This window comes from bacterium (assembly GCA_040753085.1).
GTDB lineage: Bacteria > UBA9089 > JASEGY01 > JASEGY01 > JASEGY01 > JASEGY01.
On sequence record JBFMHI010000001.1, the window covers coordinates 32,849 to 50,387 of the forward strand.

Annotated in this window: 16 protein-coding genes; 7 read left to right on the forward strand and 9 right to left on the reverse strand. The window is 47.5% G+C overall.

Going from position 1 to position 17,539, the window contains the following annotated elements:
• Nucleotides 1-382: 382 nt before the first annotated feature.
• The 3 genes from AB1797_00165 to AB1797_00175 all read left to right on the forward strand — a co-directional run bounded on the left by AB1797_00165 (nt 383) and on the right by AB1797_00175 (nt 6,313).
• Nucleotides 383-2,380, forward strand: coding sequence for a flagellin (locus AB1797_00165; GenBank protein ID MEW5766028.1), 1,998 nt, complete (start codon nt 383-385; stop codon nt 2,378-2,380).
• A 598-nt stretch (nt 2,381-2,978) separates the two neighbouring features.
• The gene (locus AB1797_00170) at nt 2,979-5,207 is read left to right on the forward strand and encodes a flagellin (protein ID MEW5766029.1); all 2,229 of its coding nucleotides are present in this window, start codon (nt 2,979-2,981) and stop codon (nt 5,205-5,207) included.
• Nucleotides 5,208-5,521: 314 nt separating this feature from the next.
• Entirely contained in the window at nt 5,522-6,313 is a 792-nt protein-coding gene (locus AB1797_00175) for an HAD hydrolase-like protein (GenBank protein MEW5766030.1), read from the forward strand.
• Between the two features lie 61 nt (nt 6,314-6,374).
• Here AB1797_00175 and AB1797_00180 read toward each other — a convergent pair whose 3' ends face one another.
• Nucleotides 6,375-7,244 carry a hypothetical protein gene (locus AB1797_00180; protein MEW5766031.1) on the reverse strand — a complete coding sequence of 290 codons (870 nt, stop codon included), beginning with the start codon at nt 7,242-7,244 and terminating at the stop codon, nt 6,375-6,377.
• 64 nt (nt 7,245-7,308) lie between these two features.
• Between AB1797_00180 and AB1797_00185 the strand changes: the two genes are divergently transcribed.
• The gene (locus tag AB1797_00185) at nt 7,309-7,500 is read left to right on the forward strand and encodes a hypothetical protein (protein ID MEW5766032.1); all 192 of its coding nucleotides are present in this window, start codon (nt 7,309-7,311) and stop codon (nt 7,498-7,500) included.
• 2 nt (nt 7,501-7,502) lie between these two features.
• Here the strand turns inward: AB1797_00185 and AB1797_00190 are convergent, their stop codons facing one another.
• The 3 genes from AB1797_00190 to AB1797_00200 form a co-directional block, all read right to left on the reverse strand.
• Nucleotides 7,503-7,667: a hypothetical protein gene (locus tag AB1797_00190; protein ID MEW5766033.1), complete on the reverse strand. Its 165-nt coding sequence runs from the start codon at nt 7,665-7,667 to the stop codon at nt 7,503-7,505.
• Nucleotides 7,664-8,317: a class II aldolase/adducin family protein gene (locus tag AB1797_00195; protein MEW5766034.1), complete on the reverse strand. Its 654-nt coding sequence runs from the start codon at nt 8,315-8,317 to the stop codon at nt 7,664-7,666. The genes AB1797_00190 and AB1797_00195 overlap by 4 nt, the downstream gene beginning before the upstream one ends.
• A gap of 450 nt (nt 8,318-8,767) precedes the next feature.
• The gene (locus tag AB1797_00200) at nt 8,768-8,986 is read right to left on the reverse strand and encodes a hypothetical protein (protein ID MEW5766035.1); all 219 of its coding nucleotides are present in this window, start codon (nt 8,984-8,986) and stop codon (nt 8,768-8,770) included.
• Between the two features lie 85 nt (nt 8,987-9,071).
• On the opposite strand from AB1797_00200, the gene AB1797_00205 reads away from it, so the two are divergent.
• The 3 genes from AB1797_00205 (at nt 9,072) to bioD (ending at nt 12,479) form a co-directional block, all read left to right on the forward strand.
• On the forward strand, nt 9,072-10,886 hold the full coding sequence (locus tag AB1797_00205; GenBank protein ID MEW5766036.1) for an acetyl-CoA carboxylase: 1,815 nt from the start codon (nt 9,072-9,074) through the stop codon (nt 10,884-10,886).
• 161 nt (nt 10,887-11,047) lie between these two features.
• Nucleotides 11,048-11,713 (forward strand): hypothetical protein, encoded by a 666-nt coding sequence (locus tag AB1797_00210; protein ID MEW5766037.1) that lies wholly within the window; start codon nt 11,048-11,050, stop codon nt 11,711-11,713.
• 43 nt (nt 11,714-11,756) lie between these two features.
• Entirely contained in the window at nt 11,757-12,479 is a 723-nt protein-coding gene (gene bioD / locus AB1797_00215; protein ID MEW5766038.1) for a dethiobiotin synthase, read from the forward strand.
• Here the strand turns inward: bioD and hisC are convergent.
• From hisC to hprK, 5 genes are all read right to left on the reverse strand, one after another.
• Nucleotides 12,449-13,576 (reverse strand): histidinol-phosphate transaminase, encoded by a 1,128-nt coding sequence (gene hisC, locus AB1797_00220; protein ID MEW5766039.1) that lies wholly within the window; start codon nt 13,574-13,576, stop codon nt 12,449-12,451. The two genes, bioD and hisC, sit on opposite strands and share 31 nt — an antisense overlap.
• Entirely contained in the window at nt 13,566-14,645 is a 1,080-nt protein-coding gene (gene pheA, locus AB1797_00225) for a prephenate dehydratase (GenBank protein MEW5766040.1), read from the reverse strand. Before pheA ends, hisC begins: the two co-directional genes overlap by 11 nt.
• A 61-nt stretch (nt 14,646-14,706) precedes the next feature.
• Nucleotides 14,707-15,504 carry a glucose-1-phosphate thymidylyltransferase gene (locus AB1797_00230; protein MEW5766041.1) on the reverse strand — a complete coding sequence of 266 codons (798 nt, stop codon included), beginning with the start codon at nt 15,502-15,504 and terminating at the stop codon, nt 14,707-14,709.
• Nucleotides 15,505-15,723: 219 nt separating this feature from the next.
• Nucleotides 15,724-16,593: an RNase adapter RapZ gene (gene rapZ, locus AB1797_00235; protein ID MEW5766042.1), complete on the reverse strand. Its 870-nt coding sequence runs from the start codon at nt 16,591-16,593 to the stop codon at nt 15,724-15,726.
• A complete protein-coding gene (gene hprK, locus AB1797_00240) occupies nt 16,586-17,536 on the reverse strand; it encodes an HPr(Ser) kinase/phosphatase (GenBank protein MEW5766043.1) in 951 nt (316 codons plus the stop codon). The genes rapZ and hprK overlap by 8 nt, the downstream gene beginning before the upstream one ends.
• Between the last annotated feature and the right edge of the window lie 3 nt (nt 17,537-17,539).

Below are 17,539 nucleotides of genomic sequence, written 5' to 3' on the forward strand. Positions count from 1 at the left end.
GTGATAGTGAGATATGTCCGGATTCAACTATTCCTGAATAACGGCGACATCTTCTAAAATTCCGACCGCAAATGGAGGATTGCCTCAGGAAAGGGAGAAGATGGTTGAGGCCGGCGGCAGTCCGATGGGCAGACGGAGGTTAATTGAGCCTGACTATTCGTCGGCCGGTCGGCTGGTTAAAGGGGAGATACGGTAACCACAAGGAGAACACCTTGTAAAAAGGCCAATAATTCAGGGGTTGGGATCTTTAAGGTTAAATAATTTTATTTATCTTAAATTCCACAACCTCTGATCCCTACCCCCTGAATTTAGGTGCCCTCCAGCGCCAGGGACGGCGCGGAGAACAAATACCCAATAATAATCATCAGGGAGGGTGATTGACGTGAGAGTAATTCATAACATACCGGCCCTAAGCGCTCATCGGCAATTAGGGCTGACAAACCGGGCCCTGGGCAAGAACTTGGAGCGACTTTCTTCAGGTTTGCGCATCAATCGGGCCAGTGATGACGCCGCTGGGTTGGCCATCGCCCAGCGGATAGACACCCAGGTTCTGGGACTTGAGCAGGGCACCAGAAACCTGTTAGATGGTATTTCAGTGGTTCAAACGGCTGAGGCCAGTATGGATGAGATCCATAAGATGCTCCAACGAATGAGGGTCCTGGCTATTGAGTCGGCTAATGGCTCTGAATCAGCGGATCAGCGAGAGATGATCCAGGCTGAGATAGACCAACTTTTGGAGTCTGTCAACCACCAGGCTGAAGCAGCTGAATTCAATTCTATGAAGTTGCTTACCGGGGATTTTTCGGCTGCTGAACCGGTTAGCTACAAGGCCAGTTGTTTCAGCACCTTTGAGGCCTCTTCCGGCTCCGGTAAAATAGACATCTATGCCAAATTTTCCACGGCCGGCTATGAGACCTATGATGCGGTCACCGGCAAGTCCACGCCGGTGACTCCTCAAGGCTCAGTTATCATCAACGGGGCCATCTTCTCCATAAGCGATTACGACTCTACCAGGGAGTTTATGGATGCCGTTAATGCATCTGAAAAGGCTGGAGTTACGATAACTTACGATAAGGATCTGGATATCTTCAAGATCTTCAGTGACAGACCTGGTGAGGCCCTCAGGTTGACTCAATCAGCCACTGATATGTCCAAGGCCTTCTTTAATGTGGCCAATATTGAAACCGGCACCTCGGCTGCTCCGGGACCGGTAGCCCAAGCTATCTCCCGAACAGAGGTGGCTGACGGTGAGCACTACACGGTTAACAAACATATCATTGACACTTCTAAGGCCTTCAGCATCGCCGGGTTTGACAATACGGTCAGCGGCTGGGTCAGGATCAATGGAGTTCAATTCAGCTTAGCTGATTATGCCACCGTCGGGCATTTTATGGAGGCGATCAACACCGATAGCCAGGCGGGAGTGACTATCTCCTATGATTCATTCCACGATGAGTTCACCATCAAAAGTGATGTGACAGGAGAGAATTTACTCCTCTCTGCCGGCGGGGCCAGAACAGGGGAGGTTGACTTCCTGGAAGCAGTTAAGATCGACCAGAATTATTATCCTTCCCCCAGCAGCAATGCAACCGCCAGGAGTGTCTTTGAAATACTGCCTAACGGGCCGAATATGGATATCTTTAAGGAAGGGGCGGCGGCCTGGAATGACTGGGAAAACGGCGGCAATTTCAAGCAGACGGTTACTGGAACCGTAACTATTAACGACGCCACTTTCTCGGTGTCAGCCTATAATACAGTCAACGATTTCATGAAGGCCGTCAATGCCTCAGATAAGGCCAAGGCAACTATCTTCTACGATAACCTAGAAGATAAGTTCATTATCCGAAGCGACGTGCCTGATGGGGTCCTCTATCTGGCTGAAAGTAAGTCAACATCCGGATATGGATTTTTAACCACGGCCAACATTACCCCCGGGACGTACGGACGTCAAACCGCCCCCAATGAAAATTGGCGTCCGGAAGGATTGCTCTTCCATGTAGGGGCCAACAAAGATCAGGTCATTGTGACTCATATAGCCACGGTCAGCTCGGCTGCCCTGGGTATAGATGTCCTGGAAAAAAATGGCGTCACTAATGCTTTTGCCGCTGAGAGCGCCATAAGACTATTAGGAGAGGCTATTGACCACGTTTCACGCCTAAGGTCTGATCTGGGAGCTGTTCAAAACCGGATGGAGCACCAGTTAGTTTATAATGAAGTTGCCCATGAGGAACAGTCATCTGCTCTATCACGCATCAGAGATCTGGACTTCTCCACCGAGACGATTGACTTTGTTAAGAACCAGATCCTGCTTTCCTCATCAACGGCCATGTTGGCGCAGGCCAACACCTTGCCGCAAAATGTATTAACACTGCTTGCCTAACCACAGGCAGTGAAGTTAAGGGATGAAGTGTATTATCACTCATCCCTTAACAATTAATAATTATAGGAGGTGATAGCCAATTTTTCTGCCCTTCAGCAGTGATTAGTGGGCTTTACCGATTTCGGATGGCAGATTTTTGGGCCTGGTTCATCGCCGATTTTTTAATCGGCAATTCGCCCTAACAAATCGCCACCGAAATCCGCATCCGCCATTAGATGAGTCCAGTAATGGCTGTTGAAGTTAGCTGTCTGGGTGGTATTCTTCCTAACCTAGACCAGAGAAAGCGCGCCTCTGGCAGGAAGGATCAAGCCGTCGAACCAGGCACGGGGCGTACGACCGGGCCTGGCATCGAAGGCTGATCAAAACCATAATCTCTCTAGAAGATGGGGTTTTTATATATCATATTATATTTTCCCCTCATTTATCTTAGCCGGCAGGAGACATTAGACAGCTTTGGCGGCAGCCGCAAGGAGAGAACCTTGTAAAAAGGCCCGAAGATCAGGGGTTAGAAAACCGGGAGGTATTTGACCTCTGGTCTGAGGGCCCCCTTAGAACGGGAGGTCTGAGGGAACAAATACCTTAACAGGGAGGGATTGACGTGAGAGTAGTTCATAATGTTCCAGCTATTAATTCTCATCGCAATGTAATGTCAACCAATCGGGCCTTGGCCAGAAATTTAGAGAAGATGTCCAGCGGTCTTCGGATCAATCGGGCTAGCGACGATGCGGCTGGATTGGCCATTTCTCAACGAATTGATACACAGGTTCTGGGCCTGGAACAAGGCATCAGGAATACCCTGGATGGCATTAGTGTTATCCAGACGGCTGAAGCAAGCATGCACGAGATACAGGAGATGCTTCAGCGGATGAGGGTGTTGGCCATTGAATCGGCTAACGGGTCTGAATCATCTGATCAACGGGAGATGATTCAGGCAGAGGTTGACCAGTTATTAGAGTCAATTAATGCCCAGGCCGAGGCGGCTGAGTTTAACGCCATGAAGCTGCTTACCGGTGATTTCTCGGAGACAGCCCCCTGGACCTGGAAGGCATCACGGACCAGTGGAGAGCAGGTGATCGATAGCTCAAAGACGATCGATATCTACGCCAAGTTTTCCGAGGCCGGTTTTGAGACGGCTTTGGGCACACCAATGACGCCGGGTGGGTATGTCATTGTTAATGGAGCTGTTTTCTCCGTAACCGATTATGATTCGGTTAACGATTTTATGCGGGCCATTAACGAATCTAAACAGGCCAATGCTACTATCAGCTATGATGTATTGACCGACCGCTTTACTATCACTTCCGATACCCCGGGAGAGGTTATGCGGTTGGCTGATATGGGTTCCGGCGGCAACTATGGGTTCTTCCAGTTGGTCAACATCGATGTGGGCGTTCTTACTCCACCGCCCGGCCCAACAGCCAGGGCCATCAGCCAGTATGAGGGCGCCGATGAAAATGATTCGATACCAGTAGGAACTCAAAATACCAAGATCATTGATCTTACCAAAGATTTCACCGCCCAGAACGGTGGATTTGATCACGATGTCGATGGCAGCTTCCGAATTAATGGGGTTATCTTCTCGGTGGCTGACTATGCCTCTATCGAAGAGATGATGAATGCCATTAACACCAACAAGGAGGCCGATGTCACTATTTCCTATGACCGCACCTATGATGAGTTCACTATTGCTTCTAATACCGAGGGCAAAGACCTCACTCTTTCAGCGGTATCGGGCATAAATAATTTCCTCTATGAAGTGGAGCTCCTGGATGATGAGGGAAATACCCAGAATGCGGACGGTTCTTACAACGGCAGCTTTTACAACCACTCCAATGTCTTTCGTGCCCCCATACCTAACGCCCTCGCTGAAAGTATCTATGAGGTTCGCCAGGATGATGTAGAGACGGTTAACAACGTCCGGGAGGTCCTGAACAAGGACAAGGTCAACCTGAATTATGGGGCTTTCTATGATTCGGCCGGCCGGAAGCTTGGCCGGGTGTCTCAGAATGAGGCTTCGGAGGATCCAAATTATTCAGTGGCCTGGCGAGGAGGAGTTTGGGGCTCCGGCGATGGACAGGGCAGCGCCCCAACCGGTGATTACACTAATGATGCTTACCACAACTTTGACCAGTATATCACCGGGACTATAACCATCAACGAGGCCACCTTCTCTATTGCCAAGTATGATACGGTCAACGAACTTATCAAGGAAGTCAACGCCTCTCAGGCGGCCCGGGCAACTATGGGTTACGATACCATTGCCGATAAGTTCTGGATCAGAGCCGATAATCTGGATGAGGATCTCTTCCTGGCTGAAAATCGTTCCACTTCCGGCTTCGGTTTTTTTGAGGCAGCCAACATCACGGCCGGGCCGACAGGAACCTGGTATCACGCCGATGGCTTCACCAACCCCGACTGGCGCAAAGAGGGTTTAGTCTTCCATGTAGGGGCGAATAAGGACGAAGTTGTGGTTACCCACATTGCCACTATTTCGACCCAGTCCATGAAGGTCGATGTCCTGGAAAAAAACGGGGTAACCAATACCTTTGCCGCTGAGAGTGCCATTCAGCTTCTCAGGGATGCTATTGACTGGGTCTCAATGCAGCGAGCTGATCTTGGCGCCATCCAAAATCAGATGGAGCACAGGCTGAACTACAATGAGATCGCCTATGAAAATCAAACAGCCTCTCTGTCCAGGATCAGGGATCTGGATTTTGCTGAGGAAAGTATTGCCTTTGTCAAGAATCAGATCCTGCTGAATTCCTCGACGGCTATGCTGGCCCAGGCTAATGCCCTGCCACAAAACGTGCTGACCCTGATTAGCTAACCCAGAAAGAATAGCTGGATTAGACCAGGAGAGGAGACCGTTATTACGGTCTCCTCTCTTTTTTTGGTGAAACACCAGGCCACCAGACACCAGGTGGCCAGAGGGCTCTTCATAAATGGCCGAAACGATGAACATCGCCTAAATATGAATACTTATAAATATTAAAATAGACTAAAATTATTATTACGCAATACTTGACAACTAAAGATATATATGATATACTTTATGTTGTAGGAGTAGACTAAAAAGTAATAAAACATAACCATCAAGGATATTTAGCTGATGGCTTAATCAAAAACTCGAAGGTACCAAGGATGATAAAAGCGGTAATTTTTTCTCTTGATGATACCCTCTATCCGGAGAAAGAGTATGTGGAGAGTGGGTTTCTTGAGGTAGCCAAATATCTTGCCGGCTACTTCAATGAGTTGAATGAGGTCGAAGTTTATTGCCACCTGATTACTATCTTTCAGACGGGTGTAAGGGGGAATAATATTTTTAATCTTGTTTTGGATGTGCTTAATGTCCCTCAAAATAACGGCCTTATTCAGGAGTTGGTCCAGGTTTATCAAGAACACCTCCCCCGCATAAATCCTTATCCTGATTGTCTGCCCAACTTGATTAAATTAAAGAAAAAAGGATACTTGTTAGGGATTATAACCGATGGTTGGGCTGAGGCTCAGAGGAAAAAGATAGATGCTTTAGGCATTGTTGATTACTTTAATTCCATCATCTACACTGATGACTACGGAGGCGAAGACCGTAGACCGGCTCAATATCCCTACCAATTATCCCTGTCAGAGCTAAAAATTTTTTCTGACCAGGCCCTCTATGTGGTGGGAGATAAGCCCAGTAAAAATTTCGTAGGTGCCAGAGCTTTGGGACTTTATACGATCCTGATTAGCCGGCGGGGTGAAAAACACAGGGGGGTCCGGATGGAGACCTTCTGCTCCGAGGCTGATGCAGTGACCTATAGTTTATCCGGCCTCTGGAAGATCATTAGGTGGCTTCAAAGCTGGCATAACCTTTGCACTACAGGCCGACTGGTCCAGACTCCCAGGCTGCCAGAGTACCGGTTTAAAGTGGGAAAGCATAAGATTCAACTTTAAGCGATCTTTGGCCTCTGTTTTTTGTCTCAGTATTGGGATTAGCTAATTAACACCGGAAGATTTACCAACGACTCACTATCACCTGGGTTTGACCAAGGGGGAGAGTATTTTTGTCAAATCCTGAGACAGGCTTTGAGAAGGGATTATAAAGGGCTAAGGTATCCCGGTAAAAAGTTAACCAGGTGGTACCCTCTGTCCGGGCGAAAAAGGTAATTTTAGCCAAGCCCCAGGAGCCGTCTTTGGATATTTTTTCACCATTATGGGGTTGGGCTATTCCACCTGCCACTATGACCATTCCCGGCTGCTCGAAATTTTTAAGGGGAAGAATGGGCTGTGTGTCCCAGAAATCACCCCATGCCACACCGGTTACCTCTATTACAGGTTCAAAATAAAGCCGGAAGGAAATAGCGGCTAAATCTTCCACCTCGTCTACTCTAACCTCTAAATCAAAATTCTCTCCTACCTTTACCTGTTTTAAGCCCGGCTCCAATCTCAAACTCAGGCCGGCCGGCTTTCCCACCGTAACAGTTACCACCGAACTTACCTTATCTTGACCGTCACTTACTGTCACCGCTATCTGATAAGAACCAAAATCAAAAGAGGGGGCTTGCCAGGAAATAGATACTCCGGCGCCCGGAAGTATTTCACCGTTTACCGTCCACGAGTAGCTGAGTTCATCTCCGTCTTCATCAACTGCTTTTACCGTAATAATAGTGGTGCCTCCCAGGTCAATCTCGGGCGGATTAGCCGTTAACTCCTGAATATTCGGCGGATTATTTGTCGCTACCGGGCTTGAGCCTTTATCTTTTGAACAACCACTGATAAGACCATTAAGCCCCAGGAGAAGGAGTATTATTACCGTAACGGACCAGATAACTTTGAGTTTCGGGTTCGGGGCCCCCGCTTGCGGGTCGTTGAGCTTCGAGTTCATTTATATTTCGTTTCCTTTACCCTTCTGAAGTTTCGTCATTTATGCTGCTCTTGCGAGCGCTTGGATGAGAAATCCAAGAGGATTATCTACCTTACCAAGGTATCAAGTTTACATAAGATATATTATCGGAACCAAAGGGTCGGCCCTTATACTCGATACTCGATGCTGGATGCTCTCGATGCTGGATACGGGGAGTCTTTGCCTGCCTCGAGTATCCAGCATCCAGCCTCGAGCATCGAGTATCCAGCTTTATTGAGATTAGCACCCTGATTTATCAGGGTGATGCGAACCAGACAACATAGCAAGCCGTAACCGCTTCAGCGGTTTTAAATGAAAGATTCTAACCGGACAGGTCGATAAATTTGAGGCGATTGCCCTGACCCAGCATCGAGCATCGAGCATCGAGCATCGAGCAATCATCATATCTTTAGTCTTTGCTTAAATTTGTCTACTATACCTTCAGGTAATACTTTAAGCCTCGACTGGCTGCTTCGGGCCGTAATGGTTAATCGAGCCAGAAATTCCAATGTCTCTATCTTGTTAACCACCTCTTCTGCCGAAATACCCACGCCAAGCACACCATGATTCTCCAGGAGGAGGACATCGGCTTCAATGCTTCGCCTGGCTACTTCTTTGGCTAAGGCGATGCTTCCCGGATGTTGGTAAGGCACCCTCTCTATTTTCTTGATGTAAGCAATAGATTCGGGAAGGATCGCTCTCTCCAACTCTATCTCAGAACTGCAGGCGACTAATGTGCTAAAAAGTGGCTGAGTATGCAAAATAGCCGACACATCCTCTCTGATCCAATATATCTCCCGATGCATCCTGAATTCCATCGAAGGCCTTATCTCTCCGCACGCCTCCCCTTCCTTCCCGGGGTCAAGACTGCATTCGACTATGTCTAAATCACTCAACTCCCTCAAACTCGAACCAGCAGCCGTAATGATAAAGTGATTTCTATCCAATCTAAGGCTCATATTCCCACTTCTTCCCCAGACCAGTCCAAGCTGATAAGCCAGTTGAGCGTATGTTACTAATTTAGCCTTCACATCTACTTTATTTAATTCAGACATTTATTACTCGCTGTAGTTTCGCCATTTTTTAAGTTTTATTAAAACCTAAGTTTTGCACGAAATCGAATCTATCGTCTTTCTTTTTTTATAAGCCCCAGAAACTTCTCAATATCTTTCCCACTTCGTAAAAGTCGTTTGGTGTCTCGTTTGAAATGCCTAACATATCTTAGCCAATTCTCCCCAGGAACTCATTGTTATAGTCCCAGGGATCAAAAAGGCAACCTGTTTTATGGTCTTTGATATACTGCATGATTCCTCCTCAACCTCTTAAGTTATGATAGATTATCATAAATCTTTTTGTCGCTGAAGTCAAGAAGAAAATTGCATTATCATATATTTTTTTAAGGGGTTAATGAGTTCTTAGAGTTTTTGCCTAACCATCAAACAAGCATCCTCTAAAAAGGCTTATTATTTCTACTCATAACCTAATTTCCAATCCTTACGTCTGAATCACAGATCCCCAATATCTTCCTTTGTCTCGAAAACTCTCAAGGGGGATATTCCGCCCTTTTTTCTCTTCAGAATATATTTCTCCTCCCTTCCCCTCTTTTCTCTGCCTGAGGATTCTCCTGGTAGATTTTCATTCTTCACACCTGGTTTTTTCCGATATTCCGATTGACAAAAGAAGGATATTGCTTTATAATGTAGCAACTTTATATCAAGAGCCAAGAGCCAATCAGGTGTTTAGGCTGAAGGCTGAAGTTCAATAGCCTTCAGCCTTCAGCCTATCCACCTGCGTAGTTACTGAGAGAATATGAATAATCCCAAACCAATCTTAATCACCGATACTACTCTAAGAGAAGTCCATCAGGACCGGCGGGCTGTCAGGATAAGGCTGGAAGATATTCTCCCCATAGCTGAGGCCATAGATCAAGCTGGTTACCATTCAGTTGAGGTCTGGGGTGGAGCTAACTTTGAGATCGCTCTCAAATATCTGGGGGAGGATCCCTGGGAACGCTTGAAACAGCTCAGGAAGGTTATCAAATCTACCCCCCTTCAGATGCTGCTTGCCGGCCAAAATATAGTTGGAGATAGGCCTTATCCTGATGATGTCCTTAAGGCCTTTGTATCCAAATCGGTAGAAAACGGAATCAAGATATTTAGAATTGTTGATGCCCTGAATGATGTTAGGAATATGAAGATAGCCATAGCTACAGTTAAGAAAGAAGGGGGGAAAGTTCAGGGAAATATTTGCGGTGTGATTAGCCCGATTCACAACCTGGATTATTATCTTAACTGTGCCGCCCGGCAAGTAGATTTAGGGATCGACTCTCTTTGTGTAAAAGACACTTCTGGTATCCTTACCCCTTATGCGGCTTATAACCTGGTGAAGGCATTCAAAGAAAGGTTTAATATTCCTGTTCAGATGCGGTGTCATTCATCAAGAGGTTTAGCCACAGCGACTTATTTGAAGGCCATTGAAGCCGGTGTGGATATGATTGACGGGGCGGTCTCAGCAATGGCTATTTATACTGCCCTGCCGGCTGTTGAGACTATGGCGGCTGTCCTGGAAGACACCGGATATGCCCTGGCCATTAACTTGCCCGTGGTTAAAAAGATATCAGATTATTTTGAAAAAGTAGTTAAGCCAGGACACCTGTTCGGACCAGAGTGGCTTATGATGGAGGCAGCCGGTATCACCTCTCAGATTCCCTGTGAAATGACGGCTGATTTAATCAGTCATTTAGAAGAGCAGCATGCCCTCTCCAGGTTAAAGGAAGTTCTGGTAGAGATTCCCCAGGTAAGAAAGGAAATGGGTTATCCCGCCCTTATTCCCCCTATCCATCAGATAATAGGTAATCAATCCCTCTTAAATGTCCTGACAGGTGAGAGATATAAGTTTGTTCCCAAAGAAGTCAAGGCTTATTTTAAGGGTTACTATGGAAGACCTCCTAAATTGGTAGATGAATGGGTTAGAAATAAGCTTCTGGGTGAACAAGAACCTATCCGGGTTCGACCGGCCGAGACCCTTGAGCCGGCCATTCCTGAAGCCAAAAAGAAACTCCCCGCCCCCCTGATCGAAAAGGAGGAAGATATTATTACCTATTGTCTTTTCCCCAAAAACGCCCTTATGTTCTTTGAGTGGAGAAAAGACCCGGCGGGACATCCGTCCCCGGCAGAAGAAGTCCTTAAAGAAGAGCTTAGAGATAAGGAAACCCTCGAAGTTGAGGATATCATTCAGTTTGCTTATCAAGAGGGTCTATTGGAGCTTGAACTTACTGAAGGGAAAAAGAGAATCCGTATCAAAGGGGCTATATCTTTTCCTGAAGAAATACTTGCCCCTGTCACCAAAGAAGAAGCAAAAGAAGAATTTCCCCTGGCCCATCTTATTCCTGTTATCTCACCACTGGTTGGGACTTTTTATCGATCCCCTATCCCGGATCAACCACCCTTTGTGGAAGAAGGAGATATGATCAAGGAGGGAGATAGCCTAGGGATTATTGAGGCGATGAAGCTCTTTAACGAAATCAAATCAGAGGTTAGCGGTCGGGTAGTCAAAATCCTGGTCGAAAACGCTCAAACAGTAGAAGCCGGAGAGACCCTCTTCCTTATTGAACCGGAGGTGTAATTAGCCACTAAGCGCCTATCCCCAAAACCTCGGCCCGATGAAAGCCGATAAAGGAGGCAGCTACAACTGCCGAGGGATAGAAGGCGCCAGTGGTCGCTCTCTAATGGTTGCGACTCGGATCGGTTTTGGGATAGGCTCTAAGTAGTGAGGGGTATTTTGAAATGAGATGTGTCAGTTGCCATCAGAAAAAAGCTAAGCGATCCTGCCCTGCCCTGGGAGGGATGATCTGCCCCCAGTGCTGCGGAAACAAGAGAAATACAGAGATCAAATGCACCGGCGACTGTGCGTATTTACCGAAAGCTGAAAACTATCACGCTCAGAAAAAGGAGCTAAAGGAACTTAAGGATAGGGCCCGCCAAATCAAACCACCTGAAGAGACCGAGTTTTCTGAAGAGCGAAGGATGATTATGTTGAGGTGCACCGCGGTCATCTTTGACTTTTATGAAGAAACTCCGAAATTGGTGGATAAGGATGTCCAGGAGGCCCTGGAGCTGCTGGTAAAAAACTGCCGCACCAGGGGGGCAGGACTCATTTATGCCCAAAGGGCCGACCGGCCTATGGTAAACGCACTTATCTCTGAAATAGAAGAGGTAATAGACCACTTAGTCAATAAGGAAAAGACAAAGATGGATGATATTATTTACACTCTGGAGAGGTTAGTTGATATGGTCATTATCTCTCGAAGCCGTGGGGAAAGTGATCGATATTACTTATACCTCCTCCGGGGGATGTTTCAGAATATGCCCTATCCTTATGAGTATGAGGATGAAGAAGATAGCCCGATAGTAGACCCCCGGATTATCGGGAGAAAGCAAAGAGGCCGCTGATTATAACCCCATCCTAATTGAGGGGGGAGAGGGAAGAGTTGACTTGAGTGGACTTTTTATCACCGGAACTGATACCGGGGTAGGAAAAACTGTTGTGGCGGCCGGCCTGACCAGGGCCTACCGAGATATGGGACATCGGGTGGGGGTGATGAAACCTGTTTCAAGCGGGGCGATAAAGACACCAACCAGTGGCCTGGAGTGCCGGGATACCCGGCTGCTGATAGAGGCAAGTGGAATACAGGAAGAAGTCAGCCTCATTAATCCCTATTGTTTTGAAGAAGCCCTGGCCCCGGCGGCGGCTGCCTCTTTAGCTAAAATAGAGATAGAGGTTGGCAAAATCCTGGAGGCATATCATCTTTTAGCCCAAGGCTATGATCCGATGATCGTAGAGGGTGTGGGTGGGCTTCTTGTCCCTATTCGAAAAGACTACCTGGTTATCGACCTTGTCCGCGATCTTAACCTGCCCCTCCTGGTTGTAGCCAGACCTGGGCTGGGGACCATAAATCATACCTGCTTGACCGTCAAATACGCCCTTAAAGAGGGAATTAGAGTAGTGGGGATAATAATAAACGGTTTAAAAAAGGCCGGTCTGGCTGAAAAGACCAGCCCAGCTTTAATAGAGGAGATAACCGGCGTCCCTATCCTGGGCATCCTCCCTTATCTTTCTGACCTGACTGTTTCTACGGTGGCCGCCCTTCTAAAGAAAACCATATCGTCTCTACCCGTGATAACTCCTCAGGCAGATAGGCTGAAGGCTGAAGGCTGAAGTTCAATAGCCTTCAGCCTATTTTTAATGGCTTGAATAAACCGCTCATTTTCTTCCGGTCGGCCAATGGTGACCCTGAGATGGGTGGTTAGGCCGTAGCCGCCCATCGGTCGAACTACCACACCTTCAGCCAGTAATCTCTCAAAAACCCTTCTACCATCCTGCCCTACATCTACCAGAATGAAATTGGCTACCGAGTGAACAAAGGCTAGGCCCAGTCTCTTTAGTTCCTGAGTCAGATAGACATATCCCTCCTGATTGAGTCTTCGACATTGCTTTGCATATTCTTCATCGTCTAAGGCAGCTACGGCTGCCTTCTGGGCCAGGGAATTGACATTAAAAGGCGGTCTAACCCGATTGATGGCTGAAATAACCTCTGGTCTCCCTATCCCATACCCTATCCTTAACCCAGCCAGACCATATATCTTGGAAAAGGTCCTCAGGATAAGGATGTTCTCTCTCTCCTTTAGAAGTTCTAAACTTTTGGGGAAGTCTTCTCGGTCAATGTATTCGTAGTAGGCTTCATCAAAGACGACCAGGACTGATGAGGGGATCCGGGACAGAAAGTGACCTACTGCTTGTTGAGTCACCATAGTGCCGGTGGGATTGTTAGGGTTGGCGATGAAGACAAGTTTGGTCTTAGGTGTAACGGCTTCGGCCATAGCCGGCAGGTCGTGAGTAAATTCCCTCAGCTTGACCGAGATACATTCTCCCCCTACCATAGCCACATTCTGGGCATAACGGATGAAGGCCGGCTCACCAACTACCGCCTCGTCACCCGGATTAAGATAAGTCAAGGCAAGCAGCCCCCCAATTTCATCCGAACCATTGCCCAGGATAATCCAATCAGGGTCTACGCCCAGTTTAGCCGAAAGGGCCTCTTTGAGGTAAAAACCTCCCCCATCAGGATAGCGGTTGACTTCAGCCAAAGAACCCTTTAAAGCCGCTAAGGCCTTAGGTGACGGCCCCCAGGGATTTTCATTAGAGGCAAGTTTGACCACATCAGTTAGCCCCAGTTCCCGGGCCACCTCGCTGACAGGTTTCCCCGGTTCGTAAGGCTGAACCTTGAGGATATTTGGTCTGGCTTTAAGCAACATCAGGCATCGACTCCCTGGGATAAGATCCCAGCACCTTCAAGAAAAGACATTCTTCCTTGAGCTTATTCAAGGCCTTTTTTACCTTGTCCTCCTCCACATGTCCCTGAAAATCCAAGAAAAAAATATATTCCCAGAGCTGTCTTCGTGAGGGACGGGACTCGATCTTGGTCAGATTGATATCCAACTCGGCAAAAGGCTGGGTAATCCGATATAGAGCGCCAGGCCTGTCGGTAATCGAGAAGAGAATGGAGGTCTTGTCATCACCAGTAACTGGATTGGGTTGATTTCCAAGAACCAGGAAACGGGTGTAATTCCCGGCCTTATCCTCGATATGCCGGGCCAGGATTTTAAGATCGTAAAGCTCGGCCGCTAAGGCCGAAGCAATAGCCCCGCTTTCGGAGTTTTCCTTAGCCAGCTTAGCCGCGGCCGTAGTACTGGAGGTTTCGATATATTCCACCCCCGGCAGGTTTTCCCTTAGCCAGGCTCGACTCTGCGCCAGGGGTTGGGGGTGGGAATAAAGCACCTTTATTTTCTTAAGCTCACAATTAGCCACTAAATTGAGCGAAATAGCCAGGAGAAGTTCAGCACATATATTCAACCTGGAATCTATTAACGTATCCAGGGTATAAGCCACTGAACCTTCAATAGAATTTTCGATGGGCACAACCCCGTAATCAGCTTCTCCTCGCTCGACCTCTCTGGCTACTTCAGGGATGCTCTGTTTAGGGATAAGATCAACCCCGGCGCCGAATTCCTTCCTGGCCGCCAGATGGCTAAAAGTTGCCTCCGGCCCCAAATAGGCCACCCGAACTCTTTTTGACTGAAGTCCTCTGGTCCCGGAGATAATCTCCCGATAAATGGCCACAATATTGTCTTCGGAAAGATGTCCGGCATTCAACCGCTTAATTCGTTCTAAAACAGCCCTCTCCCGGTCGGGTTGATAGATCGGTAGTTCCTCCTGCCGCTTGATTTGACTTATCTCTAAGGCTGCCTCCGCCCGTTTATTTAATAGCTCAATAATTTGGGCGTCAATATCATCGATCTTTGAACGTAATTCTGAAAGACTCATCCGTCACTCCTTAATCCGCCTTCAGCCTTCAGCCTTCAGCCTATCTACCTGAGTAGTTACTCTATCCTTTTATTCGTATTCCAGGTTTATGGTATCCGCTTCTGACCGTAGTATTGGGGTAAACCAGAGACCTTGGGCCAAGGATAGTGCCCGGACTGGTAACCGAATTACAACCGGTTTCGACCCTATCCCCCAGGATAGCCCCAAATTTTCTCAGGCCGGTATCATATTTTTTCCCTTCAATCTTTAGGGATACGGAGGAAGCAATAATCTTCAAATTGGCCAGTTTGGTTCCTGCTCCCAGGTTTACCTCGTTGCCAAGGATACTGTCGCCGATATAGGCAAAATGTCCAGCCTTGGCGCCATCCAGCATAATCCCTGTCTTGATTTCCGTGGTGTGACCCACCACACAACGATCTCCAATCAGACAATCACCCCGAATATAGGCGCCCTGCCTGACTTCTGTGCCGCCGCCAATAATAGTCGGCCCTTTTATCAATGCCCCCGGCTCAATTACCGTTCCTTCTCCGATATATATTTGATCATCAAAGAGGCTGACTCCCGCGTAAATAACGGCCGCCCCAACTAGGACCTCTCCTCGATAAATTACCTTGAATTTTCCTTTGGCGGGGTCTCCCATCTCCAACTCATATCCTTCATCCAGGACTTGGTCCTGGTAAAGGACGACTGTTCTAAGCAGCACATCGCCTCTATTTCTTATCTTGCTTACATTAGGCTCGATCACTTCTCTGATATATGGCTTGATCCTCTTCAGGCTTTCCCAGACGGGCTTATCTTCTTCGAAGAAAGGCCGATGCTTAAACTTAGACAAATCAAAAAAATCTTTGGGCGGCAACATCTTATTTTACTTCCTCCTCCTGAATAAGCCAGTTTCTGAGCAAAAAACCGGCCTTGGCCATCGTTTCGGCTACTCTCTAAGACGGTCCACTGTTAATAACTGGCGAGGGACTGTAGACTCTGTGGACGGTATGGACTGGGTGGACAGTGGACCCTCGGGACAGTATGGACTGGTTGGACCGTGGACTCTATTCTGACTGGCCGAAACAGTGACCATCGCCTATTTATCCATATCCCTATGTTTAACAATCAAATTGGCCTTCAGACCCTGCTGTTGAATGAACTCCCCCAACATCTCGGTGATGGTAATAGACCTATGCTTGCCTCCGGTGCAGCCGATGGCTATCGTCAGATAAGTCTTGCCCTCGGCCATATACTGGGGGACAAGGAATCCCATCAACTCGAAAAATATCTTGAGGAAGTTTTTTGTTACCGGCCACTGCATAACGTAGTCAATAACCGGTTTATCTTGCCCGGTCAAGGGTTGAAGTTCTTCTATATAATGCGGATTGGGCAGAAAGCGGACATCGAAGAGGAGGTCAGTATCCATAGGCGCCCCGTATTTATAACCAAAAGAGGTGAGAATTATGGTCATTTCCCTCGGTTTGGCCAGGGTAAGGAAGGCCTCCTTCAGTTTCTCCCGCAAATCACCCGGCGTAAGATACGAGGTGTCCACCACCAGATCGGCTCTCTCTTTAAGTGGGCTTAAGGCCTTCCTTTCAGTCTGGATATATTCATCCAGAGAACGGCTTATACCTAAAGGATGCCTCCGCCTGCTTTCCTTGAAACGGCGACTTAAAACACCATCCAGGGCCTCAAGGAAAAGGATCTTGTATTCGATTCCTTTTTGAGAAATATTACTTAAGGCATCAAATAGATTGGTCAGGAATTCTCCTTCTCTAATGTCAATGACTAAAGCCACGTCTTTTATCGGGGTCTTCGATCGACTGCACAGTTCAGCAAAAAGGGGAATTAGGGTAGTCGGGAGATTATCGACACAGAAGAATCCTCTGTCCTCAAAGAAATCAGCCGCCTGGGTTTTTCCGGCGCCAGACAGACCAGTGATAATAATAAACCGGCTGTTACTCATTTTCACCCTTATCTTGCCTTGTTGTTTCCATCCAGTCAAGCAACTTCTGATTAAACTCCTCAGCCGAATGGTACCCCATATCCTTCAGTCTCTGGTTCATAACCCCAACTTCAATAAGGATAGCGATATTTCTGCCGGGCCTAATCGGAATAATAAGATGAGGCACTTTTACGCCTAAAAGGGTATGGGCCTTATCCCCCAGACCCAGTCGGTCATACTCATCCTTCTTCCATTCTTCCAGGTTGATCACCAGTTCGACCTCTTTTTTTTCACATATAGCCGAAACGCCAAAAAGTTCTTTTATATTTATCACCCCAAGACCTCTTATTTCCATATGGTACTTAATAAGCTCCGCTCCGGTCCCGATCAGTTTATTCCCCAGCCGTTTAATTTCAACTATATCATCGGCAATAAGCCGATGTCCCCGCTCTATCAACTCCAGGGCGCATTCACTTTTACCCACTCCGCTTCGTCCGACTATTAAAACCCCCATACCAAAGACATCAACCAGAGAAGCATGGATACTGGTCTCAGGGGCAAACTTATCCTCCAAATAGAAGGTAAGCTGGGTAATAAGCATAACTGTTCTTAAGGGGGTCTTGAGGATAGGGATCTGGTGGGTTTCAGCTAAGGCCACCAGTTCAGGGGGGATTCCCTGCCCCCAGGTAACAATGAAGCAGGGGATTTCATGCATAAAGAGATTCTTTAAGTTTCCAAGCCGCTGGGTGGGGGTAAGGTGGTTCAGGTAGGATATCTCAAGTTTTCCAAGAACTTGAATCTTCCGATAAGTAAAATGTTCCATATATCCGGTCAGTGCTAAACCTGGGCGGTTAAGAGTTGAAGCGGATATTCTTTTATTAAGACCACTTTCACCGGCGGCCACTTCAAGCCGAAGCCGATCGCCGTATTCTTCCAGGACTCGCTTGATGGATATACTTGGCATCTG

What these genes read in the sequence shown, in the direction of transcription:
- AB1797_00175 (MEW5766030.1), top strand. Translation starts at nt 5,522, where the DNA reads ATGATAAAAGCGGTAATTTTTTCTCTTGATGATACCCTCTATCCGGAG.
- AB1797_00180 (MEW5766031.1), bottom strand. Translation starts at nt 7,244, where the DNA reads ATGAACTCGAAGCTCAACGACCCGCAAGCGGGGGCCCCGAACCCGAAA.
- AB1797_00185 (MEW5766032.1), top strand. Translation starts at nt 7,309, where the DNA reads ATGAGAAATCCAAGAGGATTATCTACCTTACCAAGGTATCAAGTTTAC.
- AB1797_00190 (MEW5766033.1), bottom strand. Translation starts at nt 7,667, where the DNA reads ATGATGATTGCTCGATGCTCGATGCTCGATGCTCGATGCTGGGTCAGG.
- AB1797_00195 (MEW5766034.1), bottom strand. Translation starts at nt 8,317, where the DNA reads ATGTCTGAATTAAATAAAGTAGATGTGAAGGCTAAATTAGTAACATAC.
- AB1797_00205 (MEW5766036.1), top strand. Translation starts at nt 9,072, where the DNA reads ATGAATAATCCCAAACCAATCTTAATCACCGATACTACTCTAAGAGAA.
- AB1797_00210 (MEW5766037.1), top strand. Translation starts at nt 11,048, where the DNA reads ATGAGATGTGTCAGTTGCCATCAGAAAAAAGCTAAGCGATCCTGCCCT.
- hisC (MEW5766039.1), bottom strand. Translation starts at nt 13,576, where the DNA reads ATGTTGCTTAAAGCCAGACCAAATATCCTCAAGGTTCAGCCTTACGAA.
- pheA (MEW5766040.1), bottom strand. Translation starts at nt 14,645, where the DNA reads ATGAGTCTTTCAGAATTACGTTCAAAGATCGATGATATTGACGCCCAA.
- AB1797_00230 (MEW5766041.1), bottom strand. Translation starts at nt 15,504, where the DNA reads ATGTTGCCGCCCAAAGATTTTTTTGATTTGTCTAAGTTTAAGCATCGG.
- rapZ (MEW5766042.1), bottom strand. Translation starts at nt 16,593, where the DNA reads ATGAGTAACAGCCGGTTTATTATTATCACTGGTCTGTCTGGCGCCGGA.
- hprK (MEW5766043.1), bottom strand. Translation starts at nt 17,536, where the DNA reads ATGCCAAGTATATCCATCAAGCGAGTCCTGGAAGAATACGGCGATCGG.